Origin of the sequence: uncultured Blautia sp. (assembly GCF_902497045.1) — a bacterium.
Lineage (GTDB): Bacteria > Bacillota > Clostridia > Lachnospirales > Lachnospiraceae > Blautia_A.
In genome coordinates, this window is record NZ_CABVDF010000029.1 from 1 (window position 1) to 20,026 (window position 20,026).

The window sequence follows — 20,026 nt, forward strand, 5'->3', positions numbered from 1 at the left end:
ATTTTTATTTCCCGGAATTATGAAAACTGCACAAAAAAAGAGAACCTTTTTCTTTCATCTTTCCGATGATAAGAAATCTGTTCTCTTTGTATTTCAGAATTGTTCTGTATCAGATTGTCTCAAAAAAAGAATCAATATGCTTCCGTGTAGCTCCATATGCCGAAGAAAGCAGCTTATATCTGCCAATCTTTACATAAGAAGTATCAAGGTCAAACTTGTTCTGTTCCAGTATCTTCAGATCCAGCTCTGTACGAAATTCCTCAAGGTAGCCTCCCACATAGCCGCCAAGAACAATATCGCAGTCAAAAGCCATTCGGAGGTTAACGATCATCACAGCTAGATCTTCCAGATAGTCATTCCATACTTCAAGGATCTTTTCATCCTTTCTCCGAAGCTTTTCAAAAAAGTTCTCCAGATTACCCTCTCCTGCTTTCTGAAGCACAGCCGCTGAACAATAGACATCTGCACAGCCTTTTTTTCCACAGTAACAGGTTTTTCCGTCTTTTTTTATCACCATATGCCCAAACTCGGCACTTTTATGATTTTCTCCTGGAAACAGCTGCCCATGCATATAAACCGCACCACCTACAGTATTGCTCAGAGAAAGATACACTGCATTTTCTGAAGCGTCATCCAGCTCTGCACAGGCTGCACAATTGGCATCATTTTCAAAGCTGCAGGGAATCTGAAAAAGCGGCTTCCAGTTTCTCAGACTTACATTTGAAATCCCCAGTATATGAGACCGCAAAAGAATCTCCTGATCACTGTCAATAATACCCGGATAAGAAAATCCCACACCCATCAGTTTTTCCCGGGGAACTTCCTTCTGCTCTGCCAGAGAAAAAACCTTTTCACAGACCGCTCTGTTATATTCCATATCACCTGCATAGCACATTCGGAAACGCTCAGAGGCAACGATCTCTTTTCTGGTGTTTACCAGCACCACGGTCAGATGATTGGCAGTAATATCCACACCGGCTACATATCCCAGATCACCCACAACCGACAGTGCCTTTGCCTTTCTCCCCCCTGTGGATTCATAGCTGCCGGTCTCCTCTATCATTCCTGACTCCATCAATTCTTTTACATATTGTAAAGTTGTAGGCATACTTAGCTTCAGATCTGTGGAAATCTCGGATTTGGATGTACTTCCTTTTCTGGAAATATATTTAAGGATACGGATTTTATTCTGTTTTTTTATTTCCAACGTGTCGGTTCTCATAATTTTTCCTCTATACTTTTTTCCTGTCGAAATAAATTTAAAATATATGACAAAGTATTTTGCGAATCTTAAATCTTTTACAAAATATATTATAAATGTTTTTATTAAAACAAACAACCGTCAGCTTTCTCTTTTTTCCAGAAACGCATTCATATACCGAAAGCTTTCCTGCACATGGAAAAACCGGATTCCCAGGGCAAAATATCCATGAAGAGCATTGGGAATCCTGTGCACTTCCACATAGTTTCCTGCTTCTTTCAGCCGTTTTCCATACTCTTCTCCCTCGTCCCGCAAAGGGTCAAATTCCGCAGTAAGAATCAGGGTATCCGGCATATCTGACAGATTTTGCTCCATCAGCGGAGAAAAATACGGGTTCTTCCTGTCTTCTTTGCTGTTTTCGTAAAGAAGAAGATAATTTTCCATCCGTTCTGCCGTCAGAAGATAATCCGTTCCATTTTCATGAACAGATTTATAAGGGGACGCCTCTGTATAACAGTTTCCCAAAGCCGGATAGATCAGAATCTGCCTTTTGGGCATAAACTCTCCTCTGTCTCTGGCAAGCAGGCACACGGCTGCTGCCAGATTTCCTCCGGCGCTGTCTCCCATAATAGTGATCTTATCCTGGTCTTCTCTCAAAAGATCCATATAAAGTGTCCTGGCTGCTGCATAGCAGTCCTCCAGTCCGATAGGGAAACGATGCTCCGGAGCCAGCCGGTACTCTACGGAAATCACAATATGTCCTGTATCCTGAGCCATCCGGGAACACACCCGGTCATAATTTTCCACACTGTCTGTTACCCATCCGCCTCCATGAAAAAATAACAGGATCGGATAGGCCAGTCCATGGGATGTATCTGTTTTCATAGCTTCCTCACTTGGGAAATAAAGACGTACCGGAACCTCATAATCTCCATTATATACCTTTGTATCTAATTTCTTTAAAAAAATCCTCATTGCATCAAGCTTTTTCAGATCTGCCAGCTTTCTGGCCGCCTCCACTTCCACATTGCTGTAAGACAGCGCATGTAAAATTGCGCGCATTGTTTTTGATATCAATATAAAATCCTTTCTGCTCCACACCTGTAAGCGGGTAAAATATTTCTCTCTGTACCGTTCCAGAATATCATGAAAAAACAGATTTCTCAACCACTCTGTTTCAGCTTTTCTCCAGCCCGGAAAAATGATATACTGTTTCTTAAAGAGTAGCGTCGCTGTACATCAGCGCTGCTGTTTATTTTTATCAAAAGCTAAAAGAAAGGAACCTTTGCCTTGAAAACTCAGAATCACAATGTTCAAACCGGCAATCCGCTGGGATCCGCTCCCGTAGGCGGACTTATTTTAAAATTCTCTGTCCCGGCAATTATAAGCATGCTGGTAAGCGCTCTTTATAATATTGTAGACCAGATCTTTATCGGCCAGGGAGTGGGAATGCTGGGAAACGCCGCTACAAATGTAGCATTTCCTGTAACTATTTTTTCTACTGCCATTGCTCTTCTTCTTGGGATCGGAGGCGCCTCCAGCTATAATCTGGAATCAGGCGCAGGACATGACGAAAAAGCCAGCCATATTGCAGGCGCCAGCCTTTCTATGCTGGGAATCAGCGGTATCCTGATCTCTGCGGCAGTTCTTCTGTTCCTTAATCCTCTCCTGCATCTTTTTGGAGGAACACCGGATGTCATGCCATATGCCATTGACTACACAGGGATCACTGCTGCAGGCATTCCTTTTTATGTTCTGACTACAGGAGGATGCCATTTGATACGTGCCGACAGAAGTCCTGGTTTTTCTATGACCTGCATGCTGACAGGTGCTGTGATCAATACCATACTTGACCCTCTTTTTATTTTTGGCTTCGGATGGGGAATTAAAGGAGGCGCCTGGGCTACAGTGATCGGTCAGGCAGTATCCGGTCTTCTTGTGATCCTTTATTTTGCACGCTTCCGCAAAATGAATCTGAACAAAAATATGTTCCTTCCCCATACAGAACATATAAAACTGATTGTTTCTCTTGGAGCAGCTTCCTTTTTTAATCAGATTGCCCTTGCTGTTGTACAGATTTTTATGAACAACATCCTTCGTTACTATGGCGCAGCCTCCGCATACGGAAGTGATATCCCCATTGCCTGCGTAGGAATCATCTCAAAGGTAAATATGGTCTTCCTGTCTATCTGCATCGGCATATCGCAGGGCAGCCAGCCTATCTGGGGATTTAACTATGGTGCGGGAAAATATGACCGGGTCAGAAAAACCTATGGGTATTCCGTAACTGCCTGCACCATTATCGCAACTGTATTTTTTCTCTGTTTTCAGTTTTTCCCTCACCAGATTGTAGGGCTTTTCGGAACAGGAAGCGATCTGTACTTTCAGTTTGCAGAACGCTATCTTCGTATTTTTATGTTTCTGACCTTTGCCAATGGCATACAGCCCATGTCTGCAGGATTTTTTACCTCCATCGGAAAAGCAAAGCTGGGAATTATCATGTCCCTTACCAGACAGCTTGTTTTTCTGCTTCCTCTGATCGTGATCCTTCCGGTCTTTATAGGAATCGACGGCGTCATGTATGCCGGTCCCATTGCCGACACAGCCGCCTTTATTCTGGCTATTGTATTTGCCCGAAGAGAACTGTCTAAAATGAAACAGGCGGAGACCTGAATACAGAAATGCCCCGGAAGATCTCCGGGGTGTTTCTTTAGCTTATCTGCCATTTTACATGACTGCCGCTTTCGTCCTTTGTGACAATCAGCTGGTCTTCAATCTCCTGCTTCAGTTCTGTTACATGAGATATGATACCGATCAGCTTTGATCCTTCTGCCATCTCCAAAAGTACCTTCACTGCCTGATTTCTGGAATGTTCATCCAATGATCCAAAGCCTTCGTCAATAAACATCATATCCAGATTTATGGCTGCAGAGTTTTCCTGGATCTGATCGGCCATTCCCAGTGCAAGAGCCAGCGCCGCCATAAAGGACTCTCCTCCGGAAAGAGTTCGTACCTCTCTTTCCTTTCCGGTTACTGCAGAGTAGACCATCAGATCCAGCCCCCTGTTTTTTCCCTCTCCGGCTTTTTCCAGCTTGTACATCCGAAGTTCAAACTGACCGGCAGACATATCCTGAAAGCGTCTGTTAGCCGCATAAAGTATTTTTTCCAGATAATACCTCTGAACATAGGTTTCCAGATCCATTCTGGAGCCGCTGACATTGCCGGACACAAGACGATACAGGTGATCGATACGCCCATGTTCTTCCACCAGCTTTTGTCGTTCCTGAAGCATCGGAGACAGTATCTGATCCACTTCTTTGTTGTCTTTATACACAGACCGAAGCTGATCCCGTAAGCTTTCTGCAGATCTAAGAGAATGCTCTGCATCCTCTGTTTCTTTTTGTATATCGGCCATTACCGGCGGTTTTCTGTTTCCTATGGCTGCGGTCAGAGACTGGGCTTTTCCTTCAGCTGCCTTCTTTCCTTCGCGGAAAATCTGTACTTCTTTTCTAAGCTGTTCTGTCATTTGTTTTTCATAGCTGTCTGTCAGAGATTTCCATTGAGATTCTGCCATATCTTTTTCTTCTGCCATGCTCTCATAATTCTTTTTCCGCTTTTTTTCTTCTGTTTCTGCTGCCGGAAGCTCTGCCTTATATTTTTTTATCAATGTTTCTGTACTGCTTCTTTCTGCCGCAGCTTTTTCTCTTGCAGCCCTGGCTGTATTATAATCCTCTGTAAAACGTTCCTTTTTGCAGGCGGCTTCTGTCTCTGCTTTTCTTGCAGCATCCTCTGATTCAAAATCCGAAGAAAAAGAATAACTTTGAAATTCCGCTTTGGCAGATTCATATGCAATTCCAGCTTCCCTTACCTGCTCTGCTGATAATTCCATCTGTTTTCTGACAGCAGGTTTTTCTTCTTCCAGATCTCTCAGCTGTTTCTGTACAGACTGCAGTTCCTCCCAGTCCCTTTGATATTTTATTCCATTTTCCTGCACTTCCTTCATCCACTGTCTGATCAGTTCCTGCCCCTGTCCCGGAGAAAATTCTTCCGGAAGAACCGGAATATTCTCTCTCATTCGATTTTTAAGCCTGTGAAATCTTTCATCAAAATCCTGTTTTTTCATATCTCTGAGATCTGTGTTTGATTTCACCTCTGCTGACAGCTTTTCCTGCTCTGTCCGAAGCTTTTCTGTTTCTTTTTCCAGAAGTTCCATTCCCTCACGGGTAAATTCTGTATGGACTTTCTTTATAATACAGGGATGTGGGTGCTCTGTAGAGCCACACACCGGACAGGGTTGTCCCTCCATAAGCTCCGATGCAAGAAAACCTGCCTGGGCATCCAGAAAATCCTGCCGGATTTTCTCATATTCCCCATGTTTTTTTTCGTATGATGCTCTGGCCTCTTTATACTTTTCTTTCAGTTCTTCTATGTTTTTTTCATATGTTTTCTGTTCTTTGTAAATACCGGAAAGCTCTTTCAGATCTTCGGTCATACCATTTATTTCCTTCATCTGACCCTGACATACAGCCAGCTTTTCTCCTGCGTCTGCAAGCTGTTCTGATCTGTCACGCAGGGCTTTTTGCCTGTTTTCCAGAACCTCAAAAGCCTTTTTATCCGCTTCTTCTTTTATCCGGGCTTTCTCCAGCAGCTCCTTTCCCATATCCACTTTTTTCTTTGTTTCTTTTATCTGTCCAAAAAGCTGAATCGCTTTTTCTGCCTTTTCTAATGTCCGCGTATATTCTTCCTGAACCGTCTCCAGTTCTTTCTGTTTTTTCTGTTCCTCCTGAATCATGCCCTCTTCTTCTTCCATCAGACCAGGAAGTCTTTCCGTCTGAGTTTCAAATGCTGTGCGGACTCTTTCCGCATCTTCCTGTCCTGCTTTCCAGAAATCATAAAAGTTTTTTATCTCCCAGGCATCCGACACACTGCCTGCAAGCTTTTCCTTATTTTCCATCTCAAAAGACTGTTTCCTGTATTCCTCCAGTTCTTCTTCTGTCTGTTTTCTTTGAATGAACAAACTTTGAAGCTGTTGGGATTCTATATAAATATCTCTTTTTTTATCCCGTATTTCCGCCGCATCCTCATATAACTTCTGTGCTTTTTTTAGCTGATTATCCAGTATGACCAGATATCTCTCCAGAACCTCTGTAAGCTCCGGCATGACAACAATCTCTCCGTCTGAAACACGCTTTTTCAGTTCCTCCAGCCGTTTTTCACAGAAACTGATCTCGTCGTCTCCGGGATTTTTTTCCTCTGCTTTATCTCCAGAAAATTTAATTCTTGCTGTCTCGCTCTGACATCTGGTCCGGATCACAGCAATCTCTCTTTCCATGTTTCTTTTTCTGTTTCCCAGTTCATTTACGATCTGTTCATACATTTCCGTATTAAACAATTTCCGAAAAATTTTCTTTTTATCATCTGATTTTGCTCTCAGAAGCTCCATAAATTCACCCTGAGCGATCATTGCCACCTGCATAAACTGGCTTTTTGTAAGACCTGTGATCTCCTGGAGTTTTGCGTTGGCCTCCTTAGGAGGATATTCTGTCCCATCCGGCATAAAGAGAGTGACAGATCCGGTGATCTCTCTGATGCCTTTTCCTTTAGCCGCACCTCTTGTAACAGTTTTTAAATGTCTTGGAACACGCCGGACAGTATATCGTTCTTCCCCTTCCATAAATTCCATCTCTACGTACGGCTCAATATTCAATTCCGCATACTGACTCTGAAGTACCACGCCTTCTTTTTTATTGGATGTGGAACTTGCTTCTCCATACAGAGCAAATACAATAGCATCAAAAATAGTTGTTTTTCCCGCTCCTGTATCTCCTGTGATCAAAAACAGATTCTGCTCCGGCTTTGTAAAATCTATTACTGTCTCTTTTCCATAAGAGCCAAACGCCTGCATTTTTAGCTTTAAAGGCCGCATTCTATTTCACCTCCTGAACCGTATGAATCACATCCATAAGAAGTTCTTTTTCTGCTTCATCTGTATCCTGTAAAAACGCACAGCACAGTTCAAAAGGATCCAGAAGTTTCTGCTCTGTCATACGCATCTGCATGGCAGAATCTCTTAGCCCTTCTCTTCGGATTTCCAGAAGTTTCGGAAAAGCAAGCCGCAGACGGTCCTGCATATCGATCACATCCAGATCTACCTTATCTGTAAGAATTACTGTTACATAATCTTCACATCCCTGCTCCAGAACCTCTTCCAGCTTTCCTTTTATCACCCGGACCTGACGAAGAGGCTTTAAAGGAAGAACAGTAACTTCAGGCTGACTCTCCTTTTCAGAAATATCCACCATAAGTATCCCTTTCTGCTGCTCTGCTTCACTTACTGAACACGCCAGGGGCGTTCCACAATACCGGAAAGTCTCTCTTCCTGCTTTCATCGGTTTATGGATATGGCCCAATGCCGCATAATCGAATTTTTCCAGTACATCTGCAGAAATTTCATCAATATTCCCCACTGTACGGATCTCTGAGTCCATTCTTTCCACATCTTCCGCTGTTTTTCCAACAGGAAGATAAAACTGGTGGCTAACCAGAATATTTCTCTGATCTTGATCGATTTTTTCCCTTTTGATCAGCCGATGAATAGTTTCGTCGTAAGAAAGATTATTGCCGTTTTCATCTGTTCCTGTGATTTCCTTCACCATAGAAGGCTTCACAAATGGAAGCAGATAAAAGTTCACATTTCCATATGCATCCTGTAAAATAACCTTTTCTATAAATTCCTCTTCCGTCTTAGGAGGAATTCCAATCATATGTACATTCTGTCGGGAAAGTACATCTCGGAAACAATTGATCCTGGGACCACTGTCATGGTTTCCGCTTATAATCATAATGGTCATCTCCGGAGCCGCCTTCGTCAGCTCTGCGATCAGATGATCAAATACTTCCACTGCCTCCGCCGACGGGACTGCCTTATCGTAAATATCTCCTGCAATCACCAGAGCCTGTGGTGCTTCTTTTTTTACATAGTCTGTAATCTGGTCAAAAATATATTCCTGATCCTCTCTCAGGTCTCTGTTTATTAACTTCAGACCTATATGCAGATCTGACAAATGAAAAAATCTCATATTCCCTCCTGTATATGGAATTCCCCCGGCTCTGCCCATACAGAACCGAGGGATCTTTTTTACTGAGTTTTCGTTTTTCTTTCATTGTAGCAAACACTTACAATACTGCCAAGTAAAAAATTTATTAACTTCTGTCACAAACAAAACAAAAAAACTGCCGCAAGCTTCCCTTTTCCGGCAGACTTTACGCCGGAACTAAAGGTATCTCACAGCAGTTCCTGTTCTTATATCTTTAATTATAAAGAATTTCTGATTCTTTACTTCGCTCCCAGAATTTCTCTGGCATTTCTGATTCGTTCTTCCGTTGGCGGTTTCACTCCCTCCAGCGGATAGGGAATCCCAAGCTTCTCCCACTTAAACGTTCCGAGAGTATGGTAAGGAAGCACTTCCACTCTTTCCACGTTTTTCAGAGTATGAATAAAATCCGCAAGTCTGTGCAGGTATTCATCCTTATCGCTTCCTCCGGGCACAAGCACATGACGGATCCATACAGGCTTATCCATTTCTGAAAGCTTTTCTGCCATAGCAAGGATATTCTGATTGGTACATCCGGTAAGCTTCACATGCTCTTCCTCATCAATCTGTTTGATATCCAGAAGGACCAGGTCTGTGTATTTCATAAGCTCCTGCCATTTGGAATAAAAAGGCTCCTTCTCTGTATAAGGATTCGCACTGGTATCCAGTGCTGTATGAACTCCGGCTTCTTTTGCCAGACGGAAAAATTCTGTCAGAAAATCAATCTGCAGGAGAGGTTCTCCTCCGCTGACTGTGATACCGCCTTTTTCTCCCCAGTAATTTTTATAACGGAGAGCTTTTTTCAAGAGCTCTGCAGGTGTATACTCCTGCCCCTGTCCCATTTTCCAGGTATCCGGATTATGGCAGAACTGGCAGCGCATCCCACAGCCGCTTAAAAAAATCACATACCGGACGCCCGGGCCGTCAACCGACCCGAAGCTTTCCAGTGAGTGAACATATCCTTTGATATCTTTTTTTTCCATTCTTACATTTCTGCGTGGCAGGTTCTGGCAATAACGTCCATCTGCTGCTCTCTTGTAAGGTCGATGAATTTAACTGCATAACCGGAAACACGGATTGTAAAGTTTGCATACTCCTCTTTTTCCGGATGCTCCATAGCATCGATCAGTTTTTCTTTTCCAAATACATTTACGTTCAGATGGTGTGCACCCTGATCAAAGTATCCGTCCAGTACATGAACCAGATTGTCTGTACGCTCTCCATCGTTATGGCCAAGAGCATCCGGATTGATGGTCTGTGTATTGGAAATACCGTCAAGGGCATCCTCATAGTCAAGCTTTGCAACAGAGTTCAGGGAAGCAAGAAGTCCGTTCTGCTCTGCTCCGTAAGACGGGTTAGCACCAGGTGCCAGAGGCTCGCCTGCTTTTCTTCCATCCGGAAGAGATCCTGTAGCCTTGCCATAAACAACATTGGAAGTAATGGTAAGAATAGATGTAGTAGGCTTGGAATCACGGTATGTATGAATGTGTTTCAGCTTGCCAAGGAAAGTAGACAGAAGATTTGTTGCAATCTCATCTGCTCTGTCATCATCGTTACCGTAGCGCGGGAAGTCACCCTCTACCTCAAAGTCTGTTGTAATTCCATCCTCATCGCGGATTGCTTTAACCTTTGCATATTTAATTGCAGACAGAGAGTCTACTACATGAGAAAATCCTGCGATACCTGTTGCAAAAGAACGGTCAACCTTTGTATCGATCAGAGCCATCTCTGCTGCTTCATAATAATATTTGTCATGCATATAGTGAATCATGTTCAGTGTTCCAACATACAGATGAGCCAGCCAGTCCATCATCTGATCATACTTCTTCACTACCTCATCATAGTCAAGATATTCAGAAGTAATCGGCTGATACTCCGGTCCTACCTGCTGTTTTGTCTTCTCATCTACACCACCATTGATTGCGTAAAGAAGGCATTTTGCAAGGTTTGCACGAGCACCGAAGAACTGGATCTCTTTACCTGTTTCTGTAGCAGATACACAGCAGCAAATGCTGTAGTCATCGCCCCATACCGGACGCATAACATCATCATTCTCATACTGGATTGAACTTGTTGTAATAGAAATATTTGCTGCATATTTCTTAAAGTTCTCAGGCAGTCTGGAAGAGTACAGTACAGTCAGGTTTGGTTCCGGAGCTGGTCCCATATCCTCCAGAGTATGAAGGAAACGGAAGTCGTTCTTTGTTACCATATGACGTCCGTCGATTCCCATACCTGCCACTTCCAGAGTCGCCCATACCGGGTCACCGGAGAACAGCTGATTGTAAGACGGAATACGTGCAAATTTTACCATACGGAATTTCATTACCATATGGTCAACAAGCTCCTGAGCCTCTTTCTCTGTAAGAGTACCGTTCTTCAGGTCTCTTTCAATATAAATATCAAGGAAAGTAGAAATACGTCCAACACTCATTGCAGCGCCGTTCTGAGTCTTGATCGCTGCAAGATATCCGAAGTACAGCCACTGGAAAGCTTCTCTTGCATCCTTAGCCGGCTGGGAGATATCAAAGCCATAAGTCTGAGCCATAGCTTTCATTCCCTCCAGAGCGCGGATCTGATCTGCGATTTCCTCACGAAGCTGGAAATCATAACGTCTCATACCCTGACGGTCACTTGCTGCAAAGTCTTTTTTCTTGCCTTCGATCAGAGCATCAATACCATAAAGAGCCACACGTCTGTAATCACCTACGATACGTCCACGGCCATAAGTATCCGGAAGACCGGTAAGAATCTTGTTGTGACGGGCAACCTTCATCTCTGGTGTGTAAATATCAAATACACCCTGGTTATGTGTTTTGAACTCGTAGTTGTTAAAGATATCTTTAATTTTGTCACTTACTTTATAACCGTAAGTTTCACATGCTTTTTCAGCCATTTTGATTCCGCCGTAAGGCATAAATGCACGTTTCAGTGGTTTATCAGTCTGAAGACCTACTACAGTTTCCAGATCTTTCATTTCTTCATCGATATATCCCGGGCCATATGCGGTAAGAGAAGTAACAACCTCTGTTTCCATATCCAGAACGCCGCCTTTGGCACGCTCTTCCTTCTGGAGCTCCTGAAGTTTACCCCAAAGCTTGTCTGTTGCCTCTGTCGGTCCTTCCAGGAAAGAAGCATCACCATCATATGGTGTATAGTTCATTTTGATAAAATTACGAACATCAATTTTTTCTTTCCAGCGCTTTCCATTAAAGCCTTCCCACTGTGTAAAATCTTTCATTTCAGCACCTCTTTCATATAAATGTCCTGCGGCTTTGAAATTATACCCGCAGGACTGTGTTATTAGTTATTTAATGTAAATTCCTCATTTACAAGCCAAGTGTATACCAGATTTAGTGGCTTGTCAATTCTTTAACACATGTTTTAGATAAAGTACAATCCGGGAATCTCCAAGCTGATAAACCGCCTGAAAATCCCCGGATCACAAATCATTTTTATTTATTATATCTACAATACAAACTTTTTTTGACTATCACTCATTCCAGAAGTCTGTTTTTGTTTTCAGTCCAATATCCTTTGCCCTGAAAACGGGATTTTTTCCCTGGGATTTCTGCCGGAAATAATCCTGCATACAATGGATAGCCGGTTTTGACAGGATCACGATCACCGGAAGATTGATCAGCGCCATCAGCCCCATCAAAACATCTGCCGTATCCCATACCACACTGAAATCCATGGTAGCCCCCAGGCATACAATCAGTGCTGCCGCCACCCGGAACGTATTCAGAAGAGCCTTTCCCGGAGTCTTATCACAGATATAGCGAAGTCCCATTTCCGCATAATAAAAGTTTCCAATCAGCGTCGTAAATGCAAACATAAACAATGCCACTGTTATAAACACACTTCCAAAGCTTCCCAGTGATCCTGCAACAGCCTCCTGAACATAAGGCATTCCTGCAATTCCGTTTTCCGGCGCAACTCCGGAACAAAGCAGCATAAAACCGGTAGCGCTGCAGATCACAATCGTATCAATATAAACAGAAAGCATCTGAACCAGTCCCTGTTTGGCCGGATGAGATACGCCTGCGGAAGCAGAGGCATTTGGCGCGGAGCCTACACCGGCTTCGTTAGAAAACAGCCCTCTTTTGATTCCCTGCATGATCGCAGATCCTGCAAATCCGCCAAAAATAGCCGAAAGATCAAATGCGCCTTTAAAAATTGACGCGATCACTCCGGGAAGAAGATTCAAATGTGTGATAACAATAAAAAGAGAAACTCCAATATAAAAAATCCCCATCAGAGGAACGATCACCTCCGTGATCCTGGAAATACGTTTGCTTCCTCCAAAAATGCAGATACCAAAGATCAGCGCCAGAATCACCCCTACCACCAACGGTGTCGTCCCCGGCTGATAAAAACCATATCTCCGAAAAGAATCTGAAATATTAAAGGAGGCTACCATATTGAAACCGCCCATGTAGGTCACAATAAGAACAGACGCAAACACGATACCCAGCCATCTTTTTTTCAGAACAGCCTGGATATAATAAGCAGGCCCTCCATAAGAACTTCCGTCTGCTGCCTTTCTTTTATAAATCTGTGCCAGTGAACTTTCAATAAACGCAGACGCACTTCCCAGAAGTGCAGTCAGCCACATCCAGAACATAGCCCCCGGACCTCCGATACAAAGAGCTGTGGAAATCCCTGCTATATTTCCGGTTCCCACCCTGGATGCTGTGGAAATCATCAGCGCCTGAAAAGAAGAAATTGATTTTTCATCTTCCTTTGGCTCCATAACCACCCGGATCGCTTCTTTTAATGCACGGAACTGGATTCCTTTTGTTCTTACAGTAAAATAGATTCCCGCTCCAACCAGCAGGATGATCAGAATATAACTGTACATCCAGTTGCTCAGCACGCTTACGACTTTGCCGTATGCTTCAATAATCCCTGAAAACAATCTTCAGTACCTCCTGTTTTTATTGTGTGTAAAGCATCTGTATTCTATCATATAAATAAAAGCTGCCGCAAGAAGATTCCTCATACCTTTCTAAAATCCAGAAACTTAATTTTGATACTCATTATTTTCGAACAAAATATTGTACAAATTTTTCTTCCAATTTTTATATATTTTTCACAAAGATACAGTGTTCATTTTTTCTATATTGACATTTTTGTACACAAAGCTCATAATATGCTCATAAATTGGTTCAACCAATGAACCACCATACCAAAAAGGAGGAGCTATCATGACAGACAATCAGGATTTACTGGCAATGACACATGTAGGAGAAGATCCATCAAAATATATGAAATCGGTCACACCGCCCATTTTTATGAATTCTCTTCATGTATTTGATTCTGTTGATGATTATTTTGCAGTGGATATTTTTAAGGATGAATATTATTACGGAAGAGCATCCAATCCTACTGTAACCATTCTTGAGAAAAAAATGGCCGCTCTTGAGCACGGAAGCAGAGCTGTTGTTTTTTCTGCCGGAATGGCTGCCTGTGCAGCTGCTATACTTGCAGTATGTAAAACAGGAAGTCATGTGATCTGTATGAAGGCAAGCTATGGTCCCGTACAGCATCTTCTTAATGATTTCCTGAAAGAAAAAATGGAGATCACCGTAACCTATGTAGATGGCACCGATCTGAAAGACTTCCAGGAAGCCATCCGGCCTGAAACCGATATGATCATACTGGAAAGTCCGTCCACACTTATCTTTTCTGTTGTTGACCTTGAAGGTGTTGCAAAACTGGCTCATGAGCACGGCATCAAAACCTATATCGACAACACTTATTCTACACCGGTCTTCCAGAAACCACTTGATATGGGAATTGATATTGTAATGCATACCATGACAAAATACATTGGAGGACACAGCGATCTGATCGGTGGTGTACTGATCTCCAAAGACGAAGAATTCATGCAGAAAATTATGGTACAGAGAGACTGGTTTGGCGGTGTCCTTGGACCTATGGAAGCATGGCTGGCCATCAGAGGACTTCGTACACTTGACGTCCGTATGCAGAGACATTATGAAACTGCTATGAAAGTAGCAGAATTTCTGGAAAACCATCCAAAGGTAAAACATGTATATTTCACCGGACTGAAATCCCATCCGCAGTATGAACTTGCCCGTAAGCAGCAAAAAGGTGAATGCGGCCTTATGAGTATTGAGATCGATGGTTCCGCTGAGGATACAGCAAAATTTGTTGACAGCCTGAAGATCTTTGAACGCGGCTGCTCCTGGGGTGGTTTTGAAAGTCTTGCTATTGCCTATACTTATAACTGGTCAGAAGAGGAACAGGCTTTCCATAATCTGAACAGAAGCATTGTACGACTGCACTGCGGTCTTGAGGGAGCAGAAAATCTCATCGAAGATCTTTCACAGGCTCTTGATAAAATCTGATTGAGAGGACATAATTATGGGAGAAAATACCAGAGAAAAAAAGACTCCTGGGCTTGGACTTGCACTTCTGCCCCTGGTGTTTATGTTTGTAGTTTTATTTTTAGGACTGATCATTTTTAAAGTGGATATTAAAATCCTTCTTTTGATCTGCGCAGCATTTACCATTATTCTTTGTCTCTTCCTTGGCTATACCTGGAAGGATGTAGAAAATGAGATTGTAGAAAAACTGGGAAAAGCATTTCCTGCCATCATGATCCTGATCACCGTAGGACTTATGATCGGAGCATGGATCGTCAGCGGAACAATTCCATTCCTGGTATACATTGGACTACAGATCATCAATCCGAAATTTATCATTGTAACCTCTTTCCTGGTTACTGTTATCCTTTCTGTCAGCACCGGAACCTCATGGGGAGCTGCCGGAACAGTCGGAGCCGCACTTATGAGTGTTGCAGCCGGCATGGGTGCTCCGCTTCCTGCTGTAGCAGGTGCTATTGTAGCCGGAGCATATTTCGGGGATAAAATGTCTCCTCTTTCAGACAGTACCAATATGTCTGCTATCGCCAGCGGAACTAATCTGTATAAGCATATCGGACACATGTTTTATACTACGATTCCGGGATTTATCATCAGCTGTATCGTATATGTTATCGCAGGTATTTCCTTTGCAGGAAGCGGCGAGATCTCACAGGTAGATTCCATCATCAGTACACTTGCCAAACTTTTTGATCTGAGTATGCCTATGGGACTTTTGCTTCTGATGCCTCCGGTTATCGTTATTGCAGGCTCTCTTCTTAAAAAACCTACAATCCCTGTTATGATGATTTCTTCTGCAGTTGCAGTAATCATTGCCATGACAGTTCAGGGATTTTCTTTCCAGACTTGTGCTGCAAGTATGGTAGGCGGTTTCAAGATGGAAATGTTTACCAATCCATCCATTGACCTTGCGGGAATCGTACAGGAAGTACCTAATCTTCTTCAAAGAGGTGGTATGTCCTCTATGATGAACACTGCATTAATGGCATTCTGTGCCTTTGGCTTTATTGGAGCCCTGACTGTTTCCGGATGTCTGGATGTAATTCTCAGTCATATCATGAAGCACATCCACGGAACCGGACAGCTTATTACCGTAACAACTCTTCTGGGAATCATCATCATTACTGTTATCGGAGAAGCATCTGTAACCTTCCTGATGATCGGAGGACTGTTCCGCGGAGAGTATATCAAACGAGGACTGGAAACCAAGAATCTTTCCCGTACTCTGGAAGACAGTATCACTGTGGTGGAACCACTTGTGCCATGGTCCCTTGCAGGTGTCTACATGACATCTACTCTGGGTGTACCTACTGCACAGTATGCACCATGGGCATGTCTCTGCTATACAGGTGTGATTTTTGCCATTATCTGGGGATTTACCGGATTTGGTATTGCTAAGATCAAAAAGGGCGGAGATAATTACGACGAATACGTCGAACTGACAGGAAAAGAATTATAAAAGCGAAAACAGCAGATAAATCCTGAAAAAGGGATCTATCTGCTGTTTTTTATTATTTTGAATGATTAATAAGAGAAAAACCATGTTCCAGAATCTCATCAATAGCAGCCAGTGCTGCAGGGGTATTAGATTGTGAAATGGCCTGTGCCAGCTGCAGATGCTGGGGAACGGTTTCCAGCCAAATAGAATCATTTTCCCCGTCTTCATTTTCTCTTTGTATAAAGCGGGTATCACGTACTCCCTGTATCACCTGATGAATCGATTTATTTCTTCCCATTTCATATAATTTTGTATGGAAACTGTAGTCCAAGGTATGACTGTATATATTATGAGAATATTTTTCCATAAGTTCAGAAGCAATAGAGATTAAATTTTCTTTCTCTTCAGAAGTCCCTCTGCTGATAGCATTCAAAACGGCCTGATGATCCAGAATCGTCTGAAGCTCCTGAAGTTCTTCCGTTGTACATTCTGTAAGACGGAAAGTAATGGAACTATTTTCCCCATACGGATCTTTTACAAAAACACCACTGCCTGTTTTTACATAAATAAGCCCTCTGTCTTCAAGAATACGCAGTGCTTCTCTTACAGAATTTCTGCTGGTCTGAAGCATGGCAGCCATATCACGCTCCGACGGCAGTTTATCCTCCGGCTGCAGATTATTTAATTTTATGTAACTGTAGATTGCATCAGAAATCTTAAGATAAAGCGAATCTTTTTCTACTGGTTTTAATAAAATATCCGTTTTTTTCATACTGTCCTCTTTCATCATTGATGATTTTATATGTAAAATTATATGCCGAAACATATAAAATCGTCAAGCGGATATCCTGTACAGATCTAAAATATACATTAAAAACAGCCATCACCGAAAAGTAATGACTGTTCTGTCTGTGTCATTATATTATCTGCAGATCTCCATTCCGCATGGAAGAGCTTCTCCGGCTGCTTCTCGATCGCCTGTCACAACCTCATACATGCGAAAACCTCCTGAGAAATTTCTGCAGTCATACCCTTCCTGTGCCAGTATCCTGTACGCAATATAGCTTCTCAGCCCACTCTGACAGATAATGTATACCTTTTTATTTTTATCCAGCTCCGAAAGTCTGTCACGAAGTTCATCCACCGGAATATTGATAAAGCCCTCTATATGGCCCCTGCTGTACTCCCATGGTGTCCTTGTATCCAAAAGGATCACACTTCCGTCACGGGGAAGTCCTTCCACATCTTCGATAAAGAACTGCTTCAATCTGCCCTCAGCTATATTTTCTATCATAAATCCGGCCATATTTACAGGATCTTTTGCTGAAGAATAAGGAGGTGCATAAGCCAGATCCAGTTCTTTAAGCTGAAGTGCTGTGATTCCGGCATACATAGAAGCTGCAAGTACATCGATTCTCTTGTCAACTCCATCATAACCTGCGATCTGTGCTCCAAGAAGTTTATAACTTTCTTTTTCAAAGATCACCTTCATAGTCATAAGCTTTCCGCCCGGATAGTAGGAAGCATGATTTGCAGGTGATAAATAAACCTTATCATAATCAATACCAGCTTTCTGAGCTGTCCGTTCATTGATTCCTGTAGATGCCACTGTCATATCAAACACTTTTATTACGGAAGATCCCTGAGATCCCGGATAATGGCTGTCTCCTCCACAGATATTATCAGCAGCAATCCGTCCCTGCTTATTTGCCGGACCTGCCAGCGAGATCAGAGCTTTTTCTCCAGTAATATAATGTTTTACCTCTACTGCATCGCCTGCCGCATAAATATTCGGCACGGAAGTCTCCATTCGGTCATTAACCACAATACTTCCCTTTATTCCAAATTCCAGTCCTGCCTCTCTGGCAAGATGAGAATCCGGAGAAACACCAATGGCAAGGATCACCATATCAGCTTCCAACGGCTGCTCATCCTTCAGAAGCACTCGGGTTCCTTTTTCTCCCTTTTCAAATCCTGCTACCGTATGACCAAGCATCAGTTTCACTCCGCGGCTTCTCATTTTTCCATGTACAAAGGCTGCCATATCGGAGTCCAGAGGATTCATCAGCTGTTTCGGTCGCTGTACAATAGTCACATCCATTCCCAGCTCTCTGAGATTTTCTGCCAGTTCCAGACCAATATAACCTCCTCCTGCCAAGACTACAGATCTGGGATGATTTTTTTCTACAAATTCACGGATCTTAAAAGTATCCTCAACTGTTCTCAACGTAAAAAGATTGTCAATCTCTGTTCCGGGAAGATCCGGCCACACTGGTTTTGCTCCTGTAGAAATCAAAAGTTTATCATAGCTTTCCTCAAAAACATCTCCGGTATTCAGATTTTTTACTTCAACAGTCTGTTTCTCCGGGTTGATCCTGGTCACTTCATGTTTTACTCGCATTTCAATCTGAAAACGCTTCCAGAAACTTTCCGGCGTCTGCAAAGTCAGTTCTTCCTTATCTGTGATCACACCTCCAATATAATAAGGCAGTCCACAGTTTGCATAAGAAATATAACCTGATTTTTCAAAAACAATGATCTGTGCCTTTTCATCCAGTCTGCGTATTCTGGCTGCTGCAGTTGCTCCTCCTGCAACACCTCCAATAATAACAACCTTCATTTTATCTTTCCACCTTTCCACGGTAACTGCTGATACCGCCAAGATTTGTAACTCTTGCATAACCCATCTGCTGAAGCTGTGCTGCTGCCATTCGACTTCTCGCTCCACTTAAACAGTATACAAAAAGGGGAACTGCTTTATCGATCAGTTTTTCCACCTTTCCGATCTCCTGAAGAGGAATATTCCAGCTTCCGGGAACCCTTCCCTCCAAATATTCCTGCTGAGTTCTTACATCAAGAAGAACTGCATCCTTAGTATTTTTATAGATTTCAATTCCTTCATTGAAATCAGATCCTTTAAAAAAATCAAATAATCCCATTTTATTTTCTCTCCTGTTTTATACGGGTGCTTTTCCCCTCTTGCTCCATATCCTGATCGTATCGTTAACGTTTAATTCCTTGCCATTCCATCTACGCTGAGCACTACGCCTGTAATATAAGACGCCTCATCGGAAGCAAGAAATACAAATGCATTTGCAATATCTTCCGGCTGTCCCAATCTCCTAAGCGGAATCTGTGCGATCATTGGATCGATCACGCTTTTGGGAACTGCCTTCATCATATCTGTTTCTGTGATTCCCGGTGCTACTGCATTTACACGAATTCCTTTCGGACCAAGTTCTCTTGCCAGAGAAACAGTCAGACCGTTTACTGCAAATTTAGATGCCGGATATGCAATACCACTGGACTGTCCATATATGCTCACCATGGAAGAAGTACTTAAGATTACACCATTCCCTCTGGCAACCATACATTCTGAGGCAGCCCTTGTCGCATTAAATACACCTTTTACATTCAGATCCATGACCCTGTCAAAATCCTCTTCTGTATACTCCACAAAAGGAGTACTTTCTGAAACACCTGCATTATTAACCAGGATATCCACACATCCATATTTTGATGTTGCTTCCCGAAATTCGTTTCTTACACTTTCCAGACTGCTAAGATCCGGGCTGATCCCTGCAATGATCCTGTCCGGATATTTTTCTTTCAGGCTTTCTACCGCCTTGTCTGCTGATTCCTGAGAACTGGCTGCCAGAATCACTGTTGCTCCCTCTCTCAGAAACGCATCTGCCGTTGCATAACCGATACCTCTGCTTCCGCCTGTAATAATTGCTACTTTATCTTTTAACCTCATAGGGGATACCTCCTTATCCTTTATGTCTGTATCATATACTTTCGTAAAAGATCTGTCTGTGATATTGTCACCTAATGGTTTTTACCTAAAAAAAGATGTAGAAAACATCTATTTTCTACATCC

The 20,026-nt window shown here is 42.7% G+C and carries 14 protein-coding genes; 3 read left to right on the forward strand and 11 right to left on the reverse strand.

The features are described from left to right. Positions 1-109: 109 nt before the first annotated feature. Both RDS42_RS04030 and RDS42_RS04035 read right to left on the reverse strand, forming a co-directional pair. Entirely contained in the window at positions 110-1,222 is a 1,113-nt protein-coding gene (locus tag RDS42_RS04030) for an ROK family transcriptional regulator (protein ID WP_308782495.1), read from the reverse strand. A 120-nt stretch (positions 1,223-1,342) separates the two neighbouring features. Beyond that, positions 1,343-2,263 carry an alpha/beta hydrolase gene (locus tag RDS42_RS04035; RefSeq protein WP_308782507.1) on the reverse strand — a complete coding sequence of 307 codons (921 nt, stop codon included), beginning with the start codon at positions 2,261-2,263 and terminating at the stop codon, positions 1,343-1,345. A 228-nt stretch (positions 2,264-2,491) separates the two neighbouring features. Between RDS42_RS04035 and RDS42_RS04040 the strand changes: the two genes are divergently transcribed. After that, on the forward strand, positions 2,492-3,874 hold the full coding sequence (locus RDS42_RS04040; RefSeq protein WP_308782496.1) for an MATE family efflux transporter: 1,383 nt from the start codon (positions 2,492-2,494) through the stop codon (positions 3,872-3,874). A 37-nt stretch (positions 3,875-3,911) separates the two neighbouring features. On the opposite strand, the gene RDS42_RS04045 is transcribed toward RDS42_RS04040, so the two are convergent. From RDS42_RS04045 to RDS42_RS04065, 5 genes are all read right to left on the reverse strand, one after another. Then, complete coding sequence (locus tag RDS42_RS04045) at positions 3,912-7,127, reverse strand: AAA family ATPase (protein ID WP_308782497.1); 3,216 nt, start codon at positions 7,125-7,127, stop codon at positions 3,912-3,914. A 1-nt stretch (position 7,128) separates the two neighbouring features. Further along, positions 7,129-8,280: an exonuclease SbcCD subunit D gene (locus tag RDS42_RS04050; RefSeq protein WP_308782498.1), complete on the reverse strand. Its 1,152-nt coding sequence runs from the start codon at positions 8,278-8,280 to the stop codon at positions 7,129-7,131. Between the two features lie 257 nt (positions 8,281-8,537). Next, positions 8,538-9,278 (reverse strand): pyruvate formate-lyase-activating protein, encoded by a 741-nt coding sequence (gene pflA, locus RDS42_RS04055; RefSeq protein WP_308782499.1) that lies wholly within the window; start codon positions 9,276-9,278, stop codon positions 8,538-8,540. Between the two features lie 2 nt (positions 9,279-9,280). Then, complete coding sequence (gene pflB / locus RDS42_RS04060) at positions 9,281-11,536, reverse strand: formate C-acetyltransferase (protein ID WP_308782500.1); 2,256 nt, start codon at positions 11,534-11,536, stop codon at positions 9,281-9,283. Between the two features lie 252 nt (positions 11,537-11,788). Beyond that, positions 11,789-13,159 carry an alanine/glycine:cation symporter family protein gene (locus tag RDS42_RS04065; protein ID WP_308782508.1) on the reverse strand — a complete coding sequence of 457 codons (1,371 nt, stop codon included), beginning with the start codon at positions 13,157-13,159 and terminating at the stop codon, positions 11,789-11,791. 346 nt (positions 13,160-13,505) lie between these two features. Here RDS42_RS04065 and RDS42_RS04070 point away from each other — a divergent pair, with 346 nt between their 5' ends. Both RDS42_RS04070 and nhaC read left to right on the forward strand, forming a co-directional pair. Further along, on the forward strand, positions 13,506-14,672 hold the full coding sequence (locus RDS42_RS04070; RefSeq protein WP_308782501.1) for an aminotransferase class I/II-fold pyridoxal phosphate-dependent enzyme: 1,167 nt from the start codon (positions 13,506-13,508) through the stop codon (positions 14,670-14,672). Positions 14,673-14,688: 16 nt separating this feature from the next. Beyond that, on the forward strand, positions 14,689-16,167 hold the full coding sequence (gene nhaC / locus RDS42_RS04075) for a Na+/H+ antiporter NhaC (protein WP_308782502.1): 1,479 nt from the start codon (positions 14,689-14,691) through the stop codon (positions 16,165-16,167). A 52-nt stretch (positions 16,168-16,219) separates the two neighbouring features. Here nhaC and RDS42_RS04080 read toward each other — a convergent pair whose 3' ends face one another. The 4 genes from RDS42_RS04080 to RDS42_RS04095 all read right to left on the reverse strand — a co-directional run bounded on the left by RDS42_RS04080 (position 16,220) and on the right by RDS42_RS04095 (position 19,903). Continuing rightward, entirely contained in the window at positions 16,220-16,918 is a 699-nt protein-coding gene (locus RDS42_RS04080; protein WP_308782503.1) for a GntR family transcriptional regulator, read from the reverse strand. A gap of 150 nt (positions 16,919-17,068) precedes the next feature. Further along, a complete protein-coding gene (locus tag RDS42_RS04085) occupies positions 17,069-18,766 on the reverse strand; it encodes a CoA-disulfide reductase (RefSeq protein WP_308782504.1) in 1,698 nt (565 codons plus the stop codon). Position 18,767: 1 nt separating this feature from the next. Then, on the reverse strand, positions 18,768-19,085 hold the full coding sequence (locus tag RDS42_RS04090; protein ID WP_308782505.1) for a rhodanese-like domain-containing protein: 318 nt from the start codon (positions 19,083-19,085) through the stop codon (positions 18,768-18,770). 71 nt (positions 19,086-19,156) lie between these two features. Continuing rightward, complete coding sequence (locus RDS42_RS04095) at positions 19,157-19,903, reverse strand: 3-oxoacyl-ACP reductase family protein (protein WP_308782506.1); 747 nt, start codon at positions 19,901-19,903, stop codon at positions 19,157-19,159. Positions 19,904-20,026 lie beyond the last annotated feature (123 nt).